General features: G+C 61.2%; 18 protein-coding genes. 10 read left to right on the top strand and 8 right to left on the bottom strand.

The genetic code is table 11. From position 1 onward, the window contains the following. Positions 1-1,185 (bottom strand): FAD-dependent monooxygenase, encoded by a 1,185-nt coding sequence (locus VK98_RS19410; RefSeq protein WP_048415621.1) that lies wholly within the window; start codon positions 1,183-1,185, stop codon positions 1-3. Between the two features lie 94 nt (positions 1,186-1,279). After that, the gene (locus VK98_RS19405) at positions 1,280-2,212 is read right to left on the bottom strand and encodes a LysR family transcriptional regulator (protein WP_048415620.1); all 933 of its coding nucleotides are present in this window, start codon (positions 2,210-2,212) and stop codon (positions 1,280-1,282) included. A 95-nt stretch (positions 2,213-2,307) separates the two neighbouring features. Between VK98_RS19405 and VK98_RS19400 the strand changes: the two genes are divergently transcribed. The 4 genes from VK98_RS19400 (at position 2,308) to adhE (ending at position 7,293) form a co-directional block, all read left to right on the top strand. Then, the gene (locus tag VK98_RS19400; protein WP_156187977.1) at positions 2,308-2,511 is read left to right on the top strand and encodes a hypothetical protein; all 204 of its coding nucleotides are present in this window, start codon (positions 2,308-2,310) and stop codon (positions 2,509-2,511) included. Between the two features lie 28 nt (positions 2,512-2,539). Further along, positions 2,540-2,923: an ester cyclase gene (locus VK98_RS19395; RefSeq protein ID WP_048415618.1), complete on the top strand. Its 384-nt coding sequence runs from the start codon at positions 2,540-2,542 to the stop codon at positions 2,921-2,923. A 158-nt stretch (positions 2,924-3,081) separates the two neighbouring features. Next, on the top strand, positions 3,082-4,197 hold the full coding sequence (locus VK98_RS19390; RefSeq protein ID WP_231589328.1) for a carbonic anhydrase: 1,116 nt from the start codon (positions 3,082-3,084) through the stop codon (positions 4,195-4,197). A 426-nt stretch (positions 4,198-4,623) separates the two neighbouring features. Then, positions 4,624-7,293 carry a bifunctional acetaldehyde-CoA/alcohol dehydrogenase gene (gene adhE / locus VK98_RS19385; protein ID WP_048415617.1) on the top strand — a complete coding sequence of 890 codons (2,670 nt, stop codon included), beginning with the start codon at positions 4,624-4,626 and terminating at the stop codon, positions 7,291-7,293. A 67-nt stretch (positions 7,294-7,360) separates the two neighbouring features. Here adhE and VK98_RS19380 read toward each other — a convergent pair whose 3' ends face one another. Next, on the bottom strand, positions 7,361-8,758 hold the full coding sequence (locus VK98_RS19380; protein ID WP_053077493.1) for a methyl-accepting chemotaxis protein: 1,398 nt from the start codon (positions 8,756-8,758) through the stop codon (positions 7,361-7,363). A gap of 483 nt (positions 8,759-9,241) precedes the next feature. Here VK98_RS19380 and VK98_RS19375 point away from each other — a divergent pair, with 483 nt between their 5' ends. Further along, entirely contained in the window at positions 9,242-10,639 is a 1,398-nt protein-coding gene (locus VK98_RS19375; protein WP_048415616.1) for an amino acid permease, read from the top strand. Between the two features lie 54 nt (positions 10,640-10,693). Here the strand turns inward: VK98_RS19375 and VK98_RS19370 are convergent, their stop codons facing one another. Continuing rightward, positions 10,694-11,137: a hypothetical protein gene (locus tag VK98_RS19370; protein WP_156187975.1), complete on the bottom strand. Its 444-nt coding sequence runs from the start codon at positions 11,135-11,137 to the stop codon at positions 10,694-10,696. A 275-nt stretch (positions 11,138-11,412) separates the two neighbouring features. On the opposite strand from VK98_RS19370, the gene VK98_RS19365 reads away from it, so the two are divergent. After that, a complete protein-coding gene (locus VK98_RS19365; RefSeq protein WP_048415614.1) occupies positions 11,413-11,754 on the top strand; it encodes a DUF6616 family protein in 342 nt (113 codons plus the stop codon). Between the two features lie 88 nt (positions 11,755-11,842). Here the strand turns inward: VK98_RS19365 and VK98_RS19360 are convergent, their stop codons facing one another. Beyond that, a complete protein-coding gene (locus VK98_RS19360) occupies positions 11,843-12,184 on the bottom strand; it encodes a hypothetical protein (protein ID WP_048415613.1) in 342 nt (113 codons plus the stop codon). Positions 12,185-12,203: 19 nt separating this feature from the next. Next, positions 12,204-12,971, bottom strand: a complete 768-nt coding sequence (locus VK98_RS19355) for a hypothetical protein (protein ID WP_048415612.1) — start codon at positions 12,969-12,971, stop codon at positions 12,204-12,206. A 196-nt stretch (positions 12,972-13,167) separates the two neighbouring features. Here VK98_RS19355 and VK98_RS23905 point away from each other — a divergent pair, with 196 nt between their 5' ends. From VK98_RS23905 to VK98_RS19345, 4 genes are all read left to right on the top strand, one after another. Continuing rightward, positions 13,168-13,725 carry a GNAT family N-acetyltransferase gene (locus VK98_RS23905; RefSeq protein ID WP_156187973.1) on the top strand — a complete coding sequence of 186 codons (558 nt, stop codon included), beginning with the start codon at positions 13,168-13,170 and terminating at the stop codon, positions 13,723-13,725. Between the two features lie 66 nt (positions 13,726-13,791). After that, positions 13,792-14,139, top strand: a complete 348-nt coding sequence (locus tag VK98_RS19350) for a hypothetical protein (RefSeq protein ID WP_048415611.1) — start codon at positions 13,792-13,794, stop codon at positions 14,137-14,139. A gap of 89 nt (positions 14,140-14,228) precedes the next feature. Beyond that, on the top strand, positions 14,229-14,942 hold the full coding sequence (locus VK98_RS23900; protein WP_156187970.1) for a hypothetical protein: 714 nt from the start codon (positions 14,229-14,231) through the stop codon (positions 14,940-14,942). A 16-nt stretch (positions 14,943-14,958) separates the two neighbouring features. Continuing rightward, positions 14,959-15,681: a hypothetical protein gene (locus VK98_RS19345; protein WP_156187968.1), complete on the top strand. Its 723-nt coding sequence runs from the start codon at positions 14,959-14,961 to the stop codon at positions 15,679-15,681. Positions 15,682-15,799: 118 nt separating this feature from the next. On the opposite strand, the gene xseA is transcribed toward VK98_RS19345, so the two are convergent. Both xseA and VK98_RS24280 read right to left on the bottom strand, forming a co-directional pair. Then, entirely contained in the window at positions 15,800-17,152 is a 1,353-nt protein-coding gene (gene xseA, locus VK98_RS19340) for an exodeoxyribonuclease VII large subunit (RefSeq protein WP_048415609.1), read from the bottom strand. Positions 17,153-17,482: 330 nt separating this feature from the next. Then, positions 17,483-17,742 (bottom strand): hypothetical protein (locus tag VK98_RS24280; RefSeq protein ID WP_231589327.1); only part of this gene is annotated, 260 nt, incomplete at its 5' end.

Here is a 17,742-nt window from a genome sequence, read left to right as displayed (position 1 = left end):
TCAGCCGCCTTTCAGCCCCAGCGCGTAGCGTATCGCTTCGCGCTTCAGCGGGCCGGCGTGATTGGCCAGACGCATCCCCAGCTTGCGCGCCAGCCGCAGCGGGGCGATGTCGTTGCCGAAGCCGTAGCAGAAGGCGTCCATCGCGGTCTGCATCGCCAGATTGGCCGGCTTGCGCGCGCGCTGGTAGCGCAGCAGCGCGTCGACGGCGGCGAAATCCCTGCCCTGGGCCGCGGCTTCCAGAATCACTTCCGCCAGCTTGGCCGCGTCCTGGAAGCCCAGGTTCACGCCCTGGCCGGCCAGCGGGTGGATGGTGTGGGCGGCGTCGCCCACCAGGGCCACGCCGTCCTTGACGTAGCGCTGCGCGTGGCGGCGGGTCAGCGCGAAGCTGCCCTTGGCGACGATGCGGCGGATATTGCCCAGCTTGCGCGGGAAGGCGGCGTGAAAGGCCGCGGCCAGCTCCGCCTCGTCCAGCGCCAGCAGGCGCTGGACTTCCGGCGGGCGGTGATACCAGACCAAGGAGCCGTATTGCCCCGTCAGCGGCAAGAAGGCTTGCGGGCCGGTGGGAGTGAAGCGCTGCCAGGTGATGTCCTGCTGAGTTTGCTCCTGCTCGCAGCAAGCCACCAGCGCGTGCATGGGGTAATCCCAGCTGGTGACGCCGATGCCGGCGGCGTCGCGCACCGAGGAGCGCGCGCCGTCGGCGGCGACCAGCAGGCGGGCGCTCAATTGGCGGCCGTCTTCCAGTTCCACGCGCGAGGCCAGGGGCTGGTAGACGATGCGGCGGATCGCGGCCGGCGCCAGGTAGTCGATGTCCGGCTTGCGTTGCAGCGCCTGGGTGGCGGCCAGTTGCACCACCCGGTTCTCCACGATATGACCGAGCGCCGCTTCGCCGGCCTCCTCGGCGGTGAACAGCGTGCCGTCGGCTTCCTCTCCCTCCCACACCTGCATGCGCAGATAGGGCGCCGCGCGCATGCCCAGCACCGCGTCCCAGGCGCCGATGCCGGCCAGAAAGCGGGCCGAGGCGGGGCTGATCGCCGAAACCCGCAGATCCGGCGGCTGGGCCGCGTCGAACGGGGCGGGCGGCGTCTGCTCCAGCACCGCAATGCTCAGGCCGTGGCCGGACAGCGCGGCGGCCAGCGCCGAGCCCACCATACCGCCGCCGACGATGAGAATATCGCTGTATTGCATAAATCCCTTTCCAATCGTTTGCCCGCGCTTTTCGCCGAGCGCCGGGTCGCGCGCCAGCATAGCCCAGGGGCGGGGCCACGCGTCTTGGCCTGGATCAAGCCGTTTGCGGTTCCGCCGCCAGCAGCGCGCGCAGCCGCGGCACCACGTGCTGAACGAAGACTTCGTTCTTGCGCGGCAGCGGATGGCGGTAAGGATAGACCAGGAAGGCAGGCCAGCAGTCGTGGCTCCAGCCGGGCAGCACCGGCACCAGCTGGCCGGTGGCGAGAAAGCTGCTGGCCACGTAGTGGGGCAGCAGCGCCAGGCCGCAGCCGGCCACCGCGCCGGAAACCAGCGGCGAATACTGATTGCAGCTGAGCACCGGCCGCACCGGCATGCGCACGTAGACGCCGTCTTTCTCCAGCGCCCATTCCACCGCCTCGCTGGGCGCCTTGCTGGAGTCGTACAGCACGCGGTGCAGGCACAAGTCTTCCGGGTGTTCCAGCCTGGGGGCCTGCGCCAGGTAGCCGGGCGAGGCGTAGACGGTTTCGCGCATGAAGCCCAGCGGCTTGGCCACCAGTCCGTCGTCGTAGACATTGCGCGTGCGCACGCAGAAGTCCAGCCCTTCCGCCACCGGGTCCTGCAAGCGGTTCTCCACTTGAAGCTGCATTTCCAGGCCCGGGTACTGGTTGGACAGTTCGGACAGGATGGGCACTAGCAGGAACTGGGCGAAGGCGGACGCGGAGCTGATCACCAGCGGCCCTTCCACGCAATCCTGCACATTGCCCACGTCGCCGCGCACCCGGTCCAGCATCTCGCGCAGCTGGCGCGCGTGCACGGCCAGCCGTTGGCCGGCCTCGGTCAGCGCCACGCGTCGGGTGTTGCGCAGCACCAGCACCGCGCCCAGCTCCAGTTCCAGCTGCTTGACCAATTGGCTGACGCGGCTTTTGGCGCAGCCTAGCGCGTCGGCGGCCGCGGTGAAGCTGCCGTGGCGGGCCAGCGCGTCGAAGGCCAGCAACGCGTCCGGAGAGGGAGGGTGGTTTGTTTTCATTTCAGAACAGTGTGTGGGTATTTCACGGATTTTATTGTTTAGGCATGTAGATTAGCATGCTTGCGTGATCAATAGCAGAACAATTGGAGCGCATCATGGCATCGGGAGCCTGGAGGGGATGGAGCTGGTTCTGGGGGCGGCTGGGCCGCTGGTGGTGGCAGGGCATGCAAGCCCACGCGCGGCGCGCGCTGCGGGATGAAAGCGAGGCGCTGGAGCGGGCGCGCGCCGCGGCGGGCACCGGAGGGCGCTTGTGCGCGGAGCCGAGCGAATGCGGGCGGATCAAGCGGATGTTTCATTGAAAACGGTGGGCAGGCAGAGGAGTTTGGGATGAAGGATACGCGAGCGGTGGTGACCGGCTTTTTGAATGAAGTGCGCTCCGGACGCAATCCGGACGCGGCGGGCGATTATCTGGCGCCTAAGGTGCTGGCGCATCAATTGGTGGCGGAGTCGCCGCATACGCTGGAACGCAGCCCGGCCGATTACGCCGCGCATGTGCGCGAGTTTTTGCGCGACTACGGCGTCTTCGAGCTGCGGGTGGACGAGTTGCTGGTGGACGGGGACAAGGCGTACGCGCGCTGGACCCAGACGGGGCGCGATCTGGCCGGCCGCGACGGCCGTCCGCCCAGCGGCGCGCCTTTGCGCCAGATCGGCAGCGCCTGCTACCGGGTGGCGGATGGGCGCATCGTCGAGTATTGGATACAGAGCAGCTGAGCGGTCAGTGCCGTTAGCATGGTTTGTGCTGAAGTTTTAACTTATTGTCATTGATTTGTGTTAATTGCCGGTCTATTAATATCGACTTTCAGTTTTATCAAACATGGCCGATATTGCATAAATATAATGACGGCCAAGATGACAATAAGGAGCTGTAAATGGGGATGCTTGGACGCAAGCGCCGACTGGCGCTTTGTCTGCTGTTGTTGACGGCCCAGGCTTGGGCGGAAGAGGCGGCGCCGGCTGAGGGCTCTCAGCCCAAGACGGTGATCAAGCTGCCGTTGAAGTTGAAGCCGGCGGCGCCCGACGCCCATAAGGCGGAGCCGGCCAAGCCGGCCGCGCCGGCGGCGGAACACAAGACCGAGGCCAAGCCCGCCGCCAAGGCGGAAGCCAAGCCCGAGGCGAAACACGCGGAAGCCAAGCCGGCCGAGGCCAAGCCCGCTGAAGCCAAACACGCCGAAACCAAGCCGCCGGAGAAATTGGAGCCGGCGGTGAAGATGGCGCCGCCGCCGGCGGCCAAGAATTTGAGCGAGCCCAGCCCGGAAGTGCATGCGCCGGTGAAAAAGCGCCGCGTGGCCAAGCCCAAGCGCAAGGCGGCTCCGGCCGAGCATGGCGACGCGCACGCTGGCGCGCATCTCGCCTCCGAAGCCCAGCAAGTGCGCGGCGTGGTGGACGCCATCGTCGAAGCCAACGCCCGCTATATGAAGTCGCACGACAAGGCCTATTTCGAGCGATTCGCCGAGCATCAGAGCCCGCGCGCCACCGTGGTGACCTGCTCGGACTCCCGGGTGCAGACCAACGCCTTCCACGCCGACGCGGTCAACGATCTGTTCATGGTGCGCGACATCGGCAATCAACTGGCCACCGCCGAGGGCTCGGTGGAGTACGGGGTGAGGCATTTGCACACCCCCTTGCTGATCATCATCGGCCATGCCGCCTGCGGCGCGATCAAGGCCGCCTCCGGCGACTACGGCGCTTTGGAGCCGGCGATACGCAAAGAGCTGGCCACCATAGACATTCCCAAGGGCATAGACCCCACCAACGGCGCGCTGCTGAACGTCAACAACCAGGTGGAAACCGCGATCATGACCTACGCCGGCGAAGTGGAGGCCGGCAAGCTGGCGGTGCTGGGCGCGTTCTACGACTTCCGCAACGATCTGAAGCAAGGCTACGGCAAGCTGGTGATCACCAATCTGAACGGCGAGACCGATCCGGCCAAGATCCGCGAAATGAGCCGCGCCGGCCAGTTCTTCAAATACAGTTTCATGAAATAGCGGCGCGCCGCTTTTCGCTTCCCCATGGCCGCCGTCAGGCGGCCATTCTATTTGCGCGGCGTCGGCGCGGTAGCGTCGCCGCTACAGCCGAGGCGCGCTCTTTTTTCTTCACGATTCCGGTTCGGACTTTTTTTCTCCGCTTAATCCGTATTTGTTTGGCAATGCGCAAAAACGAATATCGTTTTTTCGCTTAGCATGGACTTATCGATGCCGCCGCTATGGTTTCGCGTTTGCGGGCGACAGGGTTTTTCTGCGTTGAAAGCGTATTGATGTAATGCGCTTGCTACAAAAAAGTTTTGTAGCGATGAGAATGCGTGGTGAATGGACAATAATATTGTCTCGATTTTATTTTCATAAATGAAAGTAAAATGTCACTAATAAGTCATTCTCTCGCCGCGACAGGTTTAACTGTTTGGGAGACTTGAAATGACCGTAGGCAATGAATTGGAACTGGACGCGCTGGTGGCGCGGGTGAAAAAAGCGCAGGCCGCGTTTGCCGGCTTCAGCCAGGAGCAGGTGGACCACATCTTCCGCTCGGCGGCGCTGGCCGCCGCGGACGCGCGGATACCGCTGGCCAAGATGGCGGTGGCGGAAACCGGCATGGGCGTGTTGGAGGACAAGGTGATCAAGAACCACTTCGCCTCCGAATACATCTACAACAAGTACAAGGACGACAAGACCTGCGGCGTGCTGGCCGAGGACGACACCTTCGGCACCATCACCATCGCCGAGCCGATAGGCCTGATCTGCGGCATCGTGCCCACCACCAACCCCACTTCCACCGCCATCTTCAAGGCGCTGATCTCGCTGAAGACGCGCAACGGCATCATTTTCTCGCCGCACCCGCGCGCCAAGCGTTCCACTTGCGAGGCGGCGCGGCTGGTGCTGCAGGCGGCGGTGGCGGCCGGCGCGCCGCCGGACATCATAGGCTGGATAGACGAGCCTTCGGTGGCGTTGTCCAATCAGCTGATGCATCACCCTGACCTCAATCTGATCCTGGCCACCGGCGGGCCGGGCATGGTGCGGGCGGCTTATTCCTCCGGCAAGCCGGCCATCGGCGTCGGCGCCGGCAACACCCCGGCGGTGATAGACGAGACCGCCGACATCAAGCGCGCCGTCGCCTCCATCCTGATGTCCAAGACCTTCGACAACGGCGTGGTCTGCGCGTCGGAGCAGTCCGTCATCATCGTCGACGAAATCTACGAGGCGGTGCGCGAGCGTTTCGCCAAGCACGGCGGCTGCATCCTGTCCAAGCGCGAAGCGGAAGCGGTGCGCAAGGTGATTCTGCAGGACGGCAGCCTCAACGCCGCCATCGTCGGCCAGAGCGCGGCCAAGATCGCCGCGATGGCCGGCATCGAAGCGCCGCCGGCCACCAAGGTGCTGATCGGCGAGGTCAGCGACCTGTCCGCCGCCGAAGCCTTCGCCCATGAAAAACTGTCGCCGACGCTGGCGATGTACCGCGCCAGCGACTTCATCGACGCCTGCGACAAGGCCGCCGCGCTGGTGGCGATGGGCGGCATCGGCCACACCTCGGCGCTGTACACCGATCAGGACTTGCAGGGCGAGCGCATCCGCTACTTCGGCGACAAGATGAAGACCGCGCGCATCCTGATCAACACGCCGTCCTCGCAAGGCGGCATCGGCGACCTCTACAACTTCAGCCTGGCGCCGTCGCTGACCCTGGGCTGCGGCTCCTGGGGCGGCAACTCTATCTCGGAGAACGTCGGCCCCAAACACCTGATCAACAAGAAGACCGTGGCCAAGAGGGCCGAGAACATGCTGTGGCATAAGCTGCCCAAATCGATTTACTTCCGCCGCGGCTGCCTGCCGGTGGCCTTGGAAGACCTGTCCGGCAAACGCCGCTGCCTGATCGTCACCGGCCAGTATCTGTTCGACAACGGCTTCGTCGACGAGCCTATCCGCCTGCTGAAGAAAATGGGCCTGGAGGTGGAGGTGTTCTTCGAGGTGCCGGCCGATCCGACGCTGGCGGTGGTGCGCAAGGGCGCGGACCTGGCCCACGCCTTCAAGCCGGACGTGATCATGGCCCTGGGCGGCGGTTCGCCCATGGACGCGGCCAAGATCATCTGGGTGATGTACGAACACCCGGAAGTGCATTTCGAAGACCTGGCACTGCGCTTCATGGACATCCGCAAGCGGATCTACCAGTTCCCGAAACTGGGACGCAAGGCGGAGCTGGTGGCGGTGCCCACCACCTCCGGCACCGGTTCGGAAGTGACGCCGTTCGCCGTGGTCACCGACGAGAACACCGGGGTCAAATACCCGATCGCCGACTACGAGCTGACGCCGAACATGGCCATCGTCGACGCCAATCTGGTGATGAACATGCCCAAGTCGCTGACCGCCTTCGGCGGCATCGACGCGGTGACCCACGCGTTGGAGGCCTATGCCTCGGTGATGGCCAACGAGTATTCGGACCCGCAGGCCTTGCAAGCCCTGAAGCTGCTCAAGGATTACCTGCCGTCCGCCTACCGCAACGGCGCCGGCGATCCCAAGGCGCGCGAGCAGGTGCACAACGCCGCCACCATCGCCGGCATCGCCTTCGCCAACGCCTTCCTCGGCGTCTGCCATTCGATGGCGCACAAGATAGGCGCGGAGTTCGGCCTGGCCCACGGCCTGGCCAACGCCTTGTTGATCAGCAATGTGATCCGTTACAACGCCGCCGACGTGCCGACCAAGCAGACCGCCTTCAGCCAGTACGACCGGCCCAAGAGCGTGGCGCGCTACGCCGAAATCGCCCGCCACCTGGGCCTGGAGGCCAGCCGCGACCACGAGCGGGTGGAGAAGCTGATCGAATGGGTGGACGAGCTCAAGCGCACGCTGGACATTCCGGCGTCCATCCAGGCCGCCGGCGTGGCCGAGGCGGACTTCCTGGCCAAGGTGGACCTGCTGGCGGAAGCCGCTTTCGACGATCAGTGCACCGGCGCCAACCCGCGCTATCCGCTGATCAGCGAACTGAAGCAGCTGCTGCTGGACAGCTATTACGGCCGCGCCTACAAGGAGAGCTGGGAACGCGAACCGGGCGCCGAAGCCAAGCCCGAGGCGCGTCCGGCCAAGGGCAAGCTCAAGGCGGTGTGAGCCCCGCCGCCGTCCGTCAAACCGCCGCGCGTCAGCCCGGCGGTTTTTTCACGGCGCGGCGGTCGGCTCAGTATTTGAAATAGCCTATGGTCTGCGCCAGCTCCACCGCCTGCTCGCTCATGCCGCGCGCGGTGGCGGTCAGTTGCTCCGACGCCGCGGCGTTGGCCTGCATCGAGCGGCTGATTTCGCTGACGCCCTGATTGATCCGCTCCACTCGCAGCGCCTGCTGGTTGGAGGACTGGTTGATTTCCTGCACGAAGCTGGCGGTGCTCTGTATCGACGGCAGCATCTGGTTGAACAGTTCGCCGGCGTGTTCGGCGCGGCGCACGCTGCTTTGCGTCAGCTGGCTGATTTCCTTGGCCGCCAGCTGGCTGCGCGCCGCCAGCTTGCGCACTTCGCCGGCCACCACCGCGAAGCCGCGGCCGTGCTCGCCGGCGCGCGCGGCCTCGATCGCCGCGTTCAGCGCCAGCAGATTGGTCTGATAGGCGATGTCGTCGATGATCAGCACCTTGTTGGCGATGTCCCACATCGCGGCTATGGTTTCGTCCACCGCTTGGCCGCCGGCCGCCGCGTGCCTGCTGCTGTCGCTGGCCATCTGGTCCGTGGTGCGGGCGTCGTCCCGGTTCTTCCACACGAAGGCGGAAATCTGCTCCAGGCTGGCGCTGTTCTTGTCGATGTTGTTGGCCTGTTCGGACGCTTGCTGGCTCAGCGTGTCCACCGCCTGGCTGATCTGGCGCGCGGCGTTGGCCAAGTCCGAGGAGAAGGCGTCGATGTGCGCCAGAATGCCGGCCAGCTTGGCCACCAGCCGGCGCGTGGATTCGGCCAGGTCGCCCAGCTCGTCCTGGCTGGCGTAGCGCGGCGGCGCGGTCAGATCGCCGTCGGCGATGGCGTGCAGCGCCTGGCTGACCTCGCGGATGGGTTGGTGCAGCAGGCGGCGCACCAGCAGGGACAGCACCAGGACGGTGAGCAGATCCAGCAGCAGGATTTCCGCCGTCACCCGCCACAGCACCGCGCGCAGCTTCTCGCGGATTTCTTCCGTGGACACTTGCAGGCTCAGCTTGCCCACGGTGCGCGCGGCCGAGCCGTCGTGAAAGACCACGGCGCGCTCGCGGGTCATGTCCGCGTCCTGAGCCGGCGCGCCGCCGCGCAGCAGCGAGCCGTCGGCCTCGCGGCGGTAGCCGGCGAAGGGCGCGCCGTTGGCGTCGCGGACGAAAACGCCGCGCAGCGCGCGCTTGCCCATTTCCGCCTCCAGCACTCGCAAGCCCTGGGCGCTGTCGAAATTCCACATCGGGCCGGCCAGATTGGCCGCCAGCCGCGCGCCGATCGCGGCGATTTCGCTGTCCAGCGCCTGGCGCAGTTCCTGTTGGGTGCGCCAGTAGTCCAGCGCGCCGAAGGCCGCCAGCAGGGCGGACATGATGAGCATGAAGGCCAGGTTGAGCTTCAGGCTGATGCTGTGGTGCCGCATGGGTGCATGCTCCCGGCTCGAGAAACCGATTCAACGCTTTATTGATAGCACCTGTCGGCTTGGGCCGGGTCCTTGTGTGGCGGCGCTTAAGCCCGGCGGAAGCGGCCGGACGGCGTCTGTCCGGCGCGGGGGCGGCGCCGCCGGCATAAAGCGCCGCATTTATGCCTTTTGCGCGTATCTATATTCTTAAACATGACATGACAAGGGTCTTGAGGTAATCTCCTGCCCCATGTGTTATGGGCCATAACGACAATCCCAAGCCATAACACCGGCGGCGGCGCCGCGAGAACCTGTTCAAAGTCTGCTGTGCTTCGTGGGACGTCACACGGTGAGTACTGCTTGGAAAGGCCATGTGCGTTATGCGCACTCCGCTTTCTCCGCCGTTCTCGCCTTGTCTCGCGCTTGCTCGCGAGACTTTAAACAGGCTCTAAGGCGTCAAGGCCACATCCCTTACGCAATACAAAGACAGTTAAAGGAGCAACTATGCAACCTGCTCAGGACACCCTGCATCGGGGACTGGAAGAGCGGCATATCAACCTCATGGCCTTGGGCGCCACCATCGGCGTCGGCCTGTTTCTGGGATCGGCCACCGCCATCAAGATGGCCGGACCCGCCATCATGCTGGCCTACGCGCTGGGCGGCTTCGCCATCTTCCTGATCATGCGCGCGCTGGGCGAAATGGCCATCCACAATCCGGTGGCCGGTTCCTTCAGCCGCTACGCGCTGGATTACCTCGGCCCCTTGGCCGGCTATCTGACCGGCTGGAACTACTGGTTCCTGTGGCTGGTCACCTGCATGGCGGAAATCACCGCCGTCGGCGTCTACATGGGCATCTGGTTCCCGGACGTGCCGGCCTGGTACTGGGCGCTGGCCGCGCTGGTGGCCATGGGCGGGGTCAACTTCATCGCGGTCAAGGCTTACGGCGAATTCGAGTTCTGGTTCGCGCTGATCAAGATCGTCACCATCGTGCTGATGATCATCGGCGGCCTGGGCATGATCGTGTTCGGCCTGGGCCACGGCGGCGTGGCCACCGGCATCTCCAATCTGTGGAGCCACGGCGGCTTCATGCCCAACGGCTTCAGCGGCGTGCTGATGTCGCTGCAAATGGTGATGTTCGCCTATCTGGGCGTGGAAATGCTGGGCCTGACCGCCGGCGAAGCCAAGAACCCGAAGAAAGCGCTGGCCCGCGCGGTGGATTCGGTGTTCTGGCGCATCCTGATCTTCTACATCGGCGCGCTGTTCGTGATCCTGGCCATTTACCCGTGGAACGAGCTGGGCACCCGCGGCAGCCCCTTCGTGCTGACTTTCGAGCAGCTGGGCATCCCGGCAGCCGCCGGCATCATCAACTTCGTGGTGCTCACCGCCGCGCTGTCCTCGTGCAACAGCGGCATCTTCAGCACCGGCCGCATGCTGTACAACCTGGCTCAGCAACAGCAGGCGCTGCCGGTGTTCGCCAAAGTGTCGCGCCATGGCGTGCCGGTGTTCGCCTTGCTGATGTCGGTGTTCGCGCTGCTGGTGGGCGTGCTGCTCAACTATCTGGCGCCCAAGGAAGTGTTCACCTGGCTGACGGCGATCTCCACCTTCGGCGCGATCTGGACCTGGGTGATCATTCTGCTGGCCCAACTGCGCTTCCGCCGCACCCTGAGCCGCGAGCAGCTGGCGGAGCTGGCCTACAAAATGCCGTTCTGGCCTTACGGTTCCTACATCGCCATGGGTTTCTTGATCCTGGTGGTGGGGCTGATGGCTTACTTCCCGGACACCCGCATCGCCTTGATCGTCGGCCCGGGCTGGCTGGCCTTCCTGGTGGTGGCCTACTATCTGCTGGGCTACAACAAGCGCAGCGCCGAGGAAGTGGCGCGGCTGGCGCAGAACGCCCGCTGAGTTGCCCGCCGGCAATGAAAAACCCGCTCGCAAGGAGCGGGTTTTTTTTGCGACTCAACGCGGCAGCCAGCTGCCGCGCAGCGAGTAATCGCCGGCCTGCGGCCGGGTGGGGCCGCTGAGCGGATGCGCCGGCGACGGCGCATGCTGCGCGCAGTCGCTTCGGCCGAAGCCGCGCGGCAACGGGTTGAAGCCAGGGCAGCCCGGCGGCGGGTTGGCGCCGACGCAATGCTGCATCCGCTCTCTTTGCGTCCGCTCCAGCAAACTGGGCGAGTTCAGCTCCGCTTTGACCGAAAAGTCCGGCCCGGCGTCCAGTTCCTTCAACTGCACCGCGCTTTTGAATTTGAGCGGCTTGTTCTTTTTGTCCGTCTGTTTCATCGACGGCTTGGCGCGCGCGTCCCACGGGTCTTTCAATGCGAAGTCGTAAGAAGGCAGGGGCGCCGCCGCCAGGCTTGCGCTCAAGGCGGCCAGCGACAGCAATAGGGCGTGTCTACACTGCATGATGAATCTTTGTCCTGCGGTGGCAATGCCGCTGGCGCCCGGCTGCTGCCAGGCAGGGAAGGGCGCGCGGAATGCTTCTTGTTGGGAGAATTGGCTGACGCGGCCATGGCCGCGGTGGCTGAGCGCCGCTCATCGAAACTTCAATGGGAGCGGGCGGATGCTTTTTATAACATCAAAGTTTTTCAGCTGGCAATAAGATGCAATGACAGGCGCGGCGACGCGCGGCTTAATCAATAGGTCGCGGCTTCGGCCATTCACACTCACGGAGATTTTCTATGGCGCATTATCTGGTGGAATTGTACAGCCCGAAACCGGCTTGGCTGGCCTTGAGTTTTCTGCACCGCACCGATTTTCTGGACCAGGTCAAAACCAATATCGAGGCGCTGCCCGGCCTGGGCATTCAATTGCTGACCTTGAGCCAGATCGCGGCCGACGCCGACCAGGCGGCGCCCTATCGTTTCCTGGGCGTTTGGAGCCTGCCTAATCACGAGGCCTGTGAGGCGATGCTGGCCGGCATCCGCGCCAGCGGTTGGTACGATTATTTCGATCACGTCAACGCGGCGGGCGCGGCCGGCGGCGTGGACGTGCATCTGGCGGATCTGCTGCAAGTCAAATAAGCGCTTCAGCAACCGTTGCGGACGGCAGCTTGAGCTGTCGTCCGCAAGGAGACGTCAATGGCGGCCGGCGGACAGCCGGCCGTTCCGCTTATAGTTCCCGCAGCACGCGCCACTCCACGAATTCGGCGGGCTCGCCGGTTTCCTTGGTCTCGAAAACCGCTGGAATGTGGAAGGGCTTGCCGGTGGCGACATTGATGCCGGCGATGGTGACGGTCATGCCTTCTTGCAGCGGGTTAGGCCGCTCGCCGCCAGCCACGGCCACCGACCATGTGCCGCCGGGCAGCAGGCCGGCGAAGGTGGCGATGCCCTTGCCGTTTTCAATCAGCGGAACAGACAGTGGTTCATTGGGCGGGATGTAAGCGCTGACCGACACGTCGTTCAGGTGGATCTGGTAAGCAATATCCTCATGGAGATCGGCGTCGTCGCGCACCTGCGGCCGCGGGCGCGGCTCAGGAATATTTGGCGGCGACGTAGCTGCGGCAGAAGCGGGCGGTCATGCCCGCGATCAGCGCGCTGGCGTCGTCGATATCGGTGAGCGCGCGCTTGGGCGGCGGGTTCTCCGACGCGCCGTGACGGGCGTAGATGCCCAGGATGCTGGTGTTGTTGCAGGCGGCGGTGAACAGGCTGAGCTGCTCCGGGTTGGCGAAGGCGTCGATGCCGGCGTCGATGTCCTTGGCGTAGTGTTTGACGCTGTCCAGTATCTTGTACAGCGTGCTCCAGGCCAGCACTTTTTCCAGCGTAGTGTTGGTGGAGATCAGCCCCAGCAGGAACAGCAGATCGCGCAGACAGGGGTCGTGCTTGGCCAGGTAGAGCAGATAGGACGGGTAGCGTTGGCGAGGATTCTCGTAGCGGGTGTGGATCTGGTCGATCCTGGGGGTGCGGCTGAACGGTTCTTCTTCGATCCGGTGGGCGCTGATGGGATAGCTGCAGCCGTTTTCGTAAGCGCTGAAGCCCAGAAACTGGACCGGCATGCTGCTGACGCTGCCGGCGGCGGCGCGCAAGGCGCCGTTGAGCAGCAGCTGCAGGCTGTAGAGACGTTGGGAAACGTGCTCGGGGTCGTCCAGCTCGTCGATATGGCGCGAATAGGCGTAGAACTGCATGCCGATGTGGTCGTTTTCGTAGCCCAGGTCGATGTCGTTGCCGAAGAAATTATGGGCGAGGTCGGGATAGTAGCCGCCGGCGGCGACGGTGATTTCCCATTTGTGTACTGGCGACATTATGGCTTCCAAGCCGTTAGGCTTTTTCGTTGTGATAAAGCTAGCTACCTAGCCTGAGCGGAGTGGTCGACATTTATACAGCATTTTAATGAGGTTTTCATATGGTAAGTGCGTTGTTTGTTGACTTGTTTGTCATGCGAATAAACACTCTGCAAGTGTTTTATCGTTAATTATGGCTGCTCATGTAGAGGCATTTATGGTGATCGATTTATTGAGCCAACCGCAAGCGTTGTCTTCTGTTGTGCGGGGTGGCCGAAAATTTCGGGTGGCAAGGCAAGAGGACATGGAGGCCATTTATTTATTAGGTTTGGATGCTTGGCAAGATGGTATGTCCATTGATCAGTATCTCCAAGCATGTAGGCAGTCGCCTAAATACAAAAAAGGGGTATGGCACGTTGCTGAGATCGCCTCTGGTGAGTTGGTGAGTGCTGTGATCAGCTATGTGTTACCACCCTTAGCAGATAGATCTGTGATTGGAGTAGGGTCATTGGCGACAGCGCAGGCCGTACGTGGGAGAGGATTGGCTAGTTTTGTGCTTGAGCAGGTGATGGAAGGATATGTTGTTAGTGGTCAGGCTGATATCTTTATGTTGTATGCAGAGATAGATTTCGAGTTTTACCAGCAGTTTGGCTTTATAAAATTGCCCATGGAATTGCAACATCGTAGTGATTCTGCTTGCATGGTGAAGTGTGCTGATTCGCTTTGGGATGCTGTTCTCGATAGTTTTTCATCGCGTCCTGTTGGGTATTTTTAATGCAAGAAATGGAGGGAGAAAGGTGATATTCATGAGTTGATTTCTTGTTTAATTTAAAGGAGAAGTATGATGAAAAAATATGGTAAGAAGAAGTTGGCCAGTGGTCTTGGTGTGATGTTGACGGCGTCTATCCCTGTGATGGCTCCGGCCAGCGCACTCAGTGTTGATTCGACCCTTCCTGTTGATGCGAAGCAGCAAACAATTGAGGCTCTCAAAAGGTTTGAGTCGGAAAAAGCTGCTGCAATGGCCTCTTTGTTGGACAAGCTGAAGGCCCAACAGGGAACACAGGGTGATGAGGGAAGGTTGTTTGAAAAATTGCAGATAGTAGCAGAGTCGACACTGTCTCGCGAAAGTAATACTGACATGGGGAATGCTGCAGTGTATTTGAAGCCTCAGCAGGCTCATCAGCAATGATGGGGTAATTCCTTAATTCTTGTGAATTAAAGCTCAATCTCTTGTGTTGAGATTGAGCTTTTTTCGATTTGTTATATTAAGGAGGAGATATGTCAGAAAGTTTGAGGCCAGTTTCTGTCTGTGCGTTCACTGATCAGTTGTCTCCTGAAGAACGATCGATTTTCAAGTCCTTGATATGTGAAAAAATTAGTGAGTATTTTGATGAAGCTAATAACTTGTCACTTCACGGGCTTGAGGAGGAAGATTCTTTTTTTCAAGTGGCCAGTATTATTCGTTACTTGACTCCATTTCATGAAGAGATTCCTATCAATGGTGTGGCCTATTATGGTAGGCCTCAGTGGATGAATGCCACACTTTTAATGAAATTACAAGCAGAAGCATTAGATCGCAAGTATCAGAAATTGGATCGAACTGATCACTTTTTGAGTTGTGGAGGACCCGTTGCAGATGCTCTTGCTATAAACAGTGAAATAGTGGATTTTGTTGCCTGTCACACAGGTAAAGTAGTACCTACCGGAATAGCTAGCTATTTGTATTATGATTTTGCAGGTGGTGGTATTAAGCCGCACGTGGATACTGAGGTATTCTCTATAAATATGATGTTGATGTTGCGTCATCAGGTGGCGAGTGAGGGTGAGTCTTCATCTACTGTGCTATTTCCACCGGGCCTACCTCCCGAATATTACAAGCTACAGGTGGGTGAGGTCATGTTGATGTATGGAAGCAGTACGATTCACACCCGCACTATGATCAATCTGAGTGAAGATATTCACTTACTAACCATCGGCTTTAATCGAAGGTAATTAGGAGGGAAAAGTAATGGGGGGGCTGGGAAGACTGTCGGATGACCTGAGCGAAGGTGAAGTTGATGCCTTGAAATACACATTGTCTTTATTGAGTGTAAAAGAGTTGTTTAATGGTTTTGAAATTGGAACAGAGCGAGAAGCGTTAAATAGGTTTTATGAGCCGTTGCGTTTGCTAGCAACGATACAACCGTTTTCGGAACGAGTGCCACCGTACGGTATTGTTTATCGAGGGAGGCCAGACTTCATGACGGATGCCTTGCTCGACAGTCTGAAGGAAGAGTCTGATGCTTGTCGAGTCTTGGCTGTACCTGCCACATTGGGCGAGTCTTCGCAGTATATCTATCAGCCAATAAGTGAGGACAATATCACAATAGCAGAGCAATTGGCTGCGTCGGATGTCATGCTGGCCTTGGTGCAACAATATGCTGGTGCTGCGTTGCCAAGCTTTATGACCAGCTATATCTATTACGATTGTGCTGGCCAATCTAGCCCGCCACATGTCGACAACGCTTTTACTGCTATCACAGTAATGTTGGGGCTGCGACATGAGTGTGAACGCGGGACTTTTGCATCCCGTAGCGTGGTGTATTGGCCGGACCAAAGCCGTTTGGACTATCAGTTGAAGCCGGGTGAGCTCTCTATTTTCTTTGGGGTGAGCACCTTGCATGGGCGCACACCGGTTGATCATGGTGAGAAGGTGCAATCGTTGCTGCTCAGCTTTAGGCCGCTTATCTGAATAAGCGCAGCAGGGGCAAGTTTGGCATGTGCATTAGCGGTTAGGCTAGATATCCCATGTAGTGAGGCTGGCAAAATAAGCAGGAGCGACGGAACAATATAGATTCCTGATCTTATCGCTAGAACAAGCTGGGCTGCGCGCCTTGCGGGTGGTCGATCACGGCCTCGGTGCTGCCTTCGGCCAGCAGCAGGCTGACGCGTTCGCGGTCGCGGAGTTCAGCCGGGGATTTGACCGCGGTGCCGTCCTGTTTTTGCACGATGGCGTAGCCGCGGGCCAGCACCGCTTCCGGATTGAGCGCCAGCAGGGTGGCCGCCAGGGTGTCCAGCTTCTGCGTCTGCCGGTTGAGCAGGTCCTGGCGCGCGCGTTGCAGCCGGGTTTGCAGCCGGTCCAGCGTTTGCGCGGTTTGGGCCAGGTCCGGGCGGCGGCGTTGCAGTTTGCTGTCCGCCAGCTGCAGCGCCCAGCGGCGTTGTTCGAACAGGCCGCTCAGCCGGTGCTGCAGCCGCTCTTGCTGGCGCTGCAGCGCCTCGCGCTGGCGTTGCAGCTTTTCGCCGGGATGGGCCAGCCGGCGCGCCAGATAGTCCAGTTGCTGCGACTTGTCGGTGAGCAGGCGGCCGAGCGCGCGCTCCAGACCGCGCTTGGCGGTTTCCAGCTGAGCGTTCAGGTGCTCGCGGCTGGGGGACACCAGTTCCGCGGCGGCGGTGGGCGTGGGCGCGCGCTTGTCGGCGACGAAGTCGCAGATGGTGAAGTCGGTTTCGTGGCCGACGCCGCTGACGGTGGGGATGGGGCTGGCCGCCACCGCGCGGGCGACGATTTCCTCGTTGAACGACCACAGGTCTTCGATGCTGCCGCCGCCGCGGCAGACGATGAGCACGTCCACCTCGCGCCGTTCGCCGGCGCGGCGGACGGCGTCGGCCACTTGCTGGGCGGAGCCTTCGCCCTGCACCTGGGCCGGGTAGAGAATCACCGGGATGCCGGGCATGCGCCGGCGCAGGGTGCTGACCACGTCGCGCAGCGCGGCGGCGGCGGGAGAGGTGACGATGCCGATGGCGGCTGGGTGCGCAGGCAAGGGGCGCTTGTTCGCGGGATTGAACAGGCCCTCGGCTTGCAGCTTGGCCTTGAGCTTTTCAAAGGCCTCGTACAGGCGGCCCAGGCCGGCGGAGCGCATCTGATCGACGTTGATCTGGAAGTCGCCGCGGGCCTCGTACAGGGTGACGGTGCCCTTGAGCTCCACCTGCATGCCTTCGGCCGGGCGGAAGGGCAGTTGCGACACCTTGCCGCGGAACATCACGCAACGGACCTGGGCGCCGCCGTCCTTCAAGGAGAAATAGGCGTGCCCGGACGCGGCCAGGGTGAGGTTGGAGATCTCTCCGCCTATCCACATCGGCGGCAGTCCGCTTTCCAGCAGATCGCGCACCATGCGGTTGAGGGAGGAGACGCTGATGACGTCGTTCTGGGGTGCGGTAAAAAACATGGTTGTCAAGTGATCCACAGCGTTGGGTGGAAAATATTTTCAGATAAAACGAGTTGCAACTTGGCTTGCGTAGCGTTTGATATCTCTAAAAAAATCAATAAAATCAATAACTTGATTGTTTTCTTATCCAGGGCGGACTCAGGCTCAAAACGGCTTGGCGCTTGGCTTGAGAGCATATTTGCACAGTTTTATCAACAAAGTTATCCACAGGGTTTTAGGTTTCAATCCTGTGACGCTAATTTTTCCTGTAAAAACAAGGGGCAAGGCTTTTTGCCTCAGAGTCGCTGTCCTCGTTTGTCTTGATATTGCTCAAGTAAGCGCTTTCTTCTTTCATCCGGGGCGGATGCCGACGGCTTGGTTTTGCCGGCCGGTTATGCCTTTGGATTGCAGGCGCCGAAGGAAAGATTCATGACCCGTCGCGAGATCGTGAACCTCTTCTTCAGAGCGGCTAACAACAATCAGTTTCACGGCTGAGGCAAGGCGGCGCAACGCAAGGTCGGACGTTTTGTTGGCCGCTCTTAAGAACGTGTTTACGATCTCGCGAGCAAAAGCGAGACAAGGCGAAAACGGCTGAGAAAGCGGAATGTACG

Origin of the sequence: Chromobacterium sp. LK11, assembly GCF_001043705.1 — a bacterium.
In the GTDB taxonomy this organism is placed as follows: Bacteria; Pseudomonadota; Gammaproteobacteria; order Burkholderiales; family Chromobacteriaceae; genus Chromobacterium; species Chromobacterium alkanivorans.
This window is presented reverse-complemented; position numbering and strand designations above follow the sequence as displayed.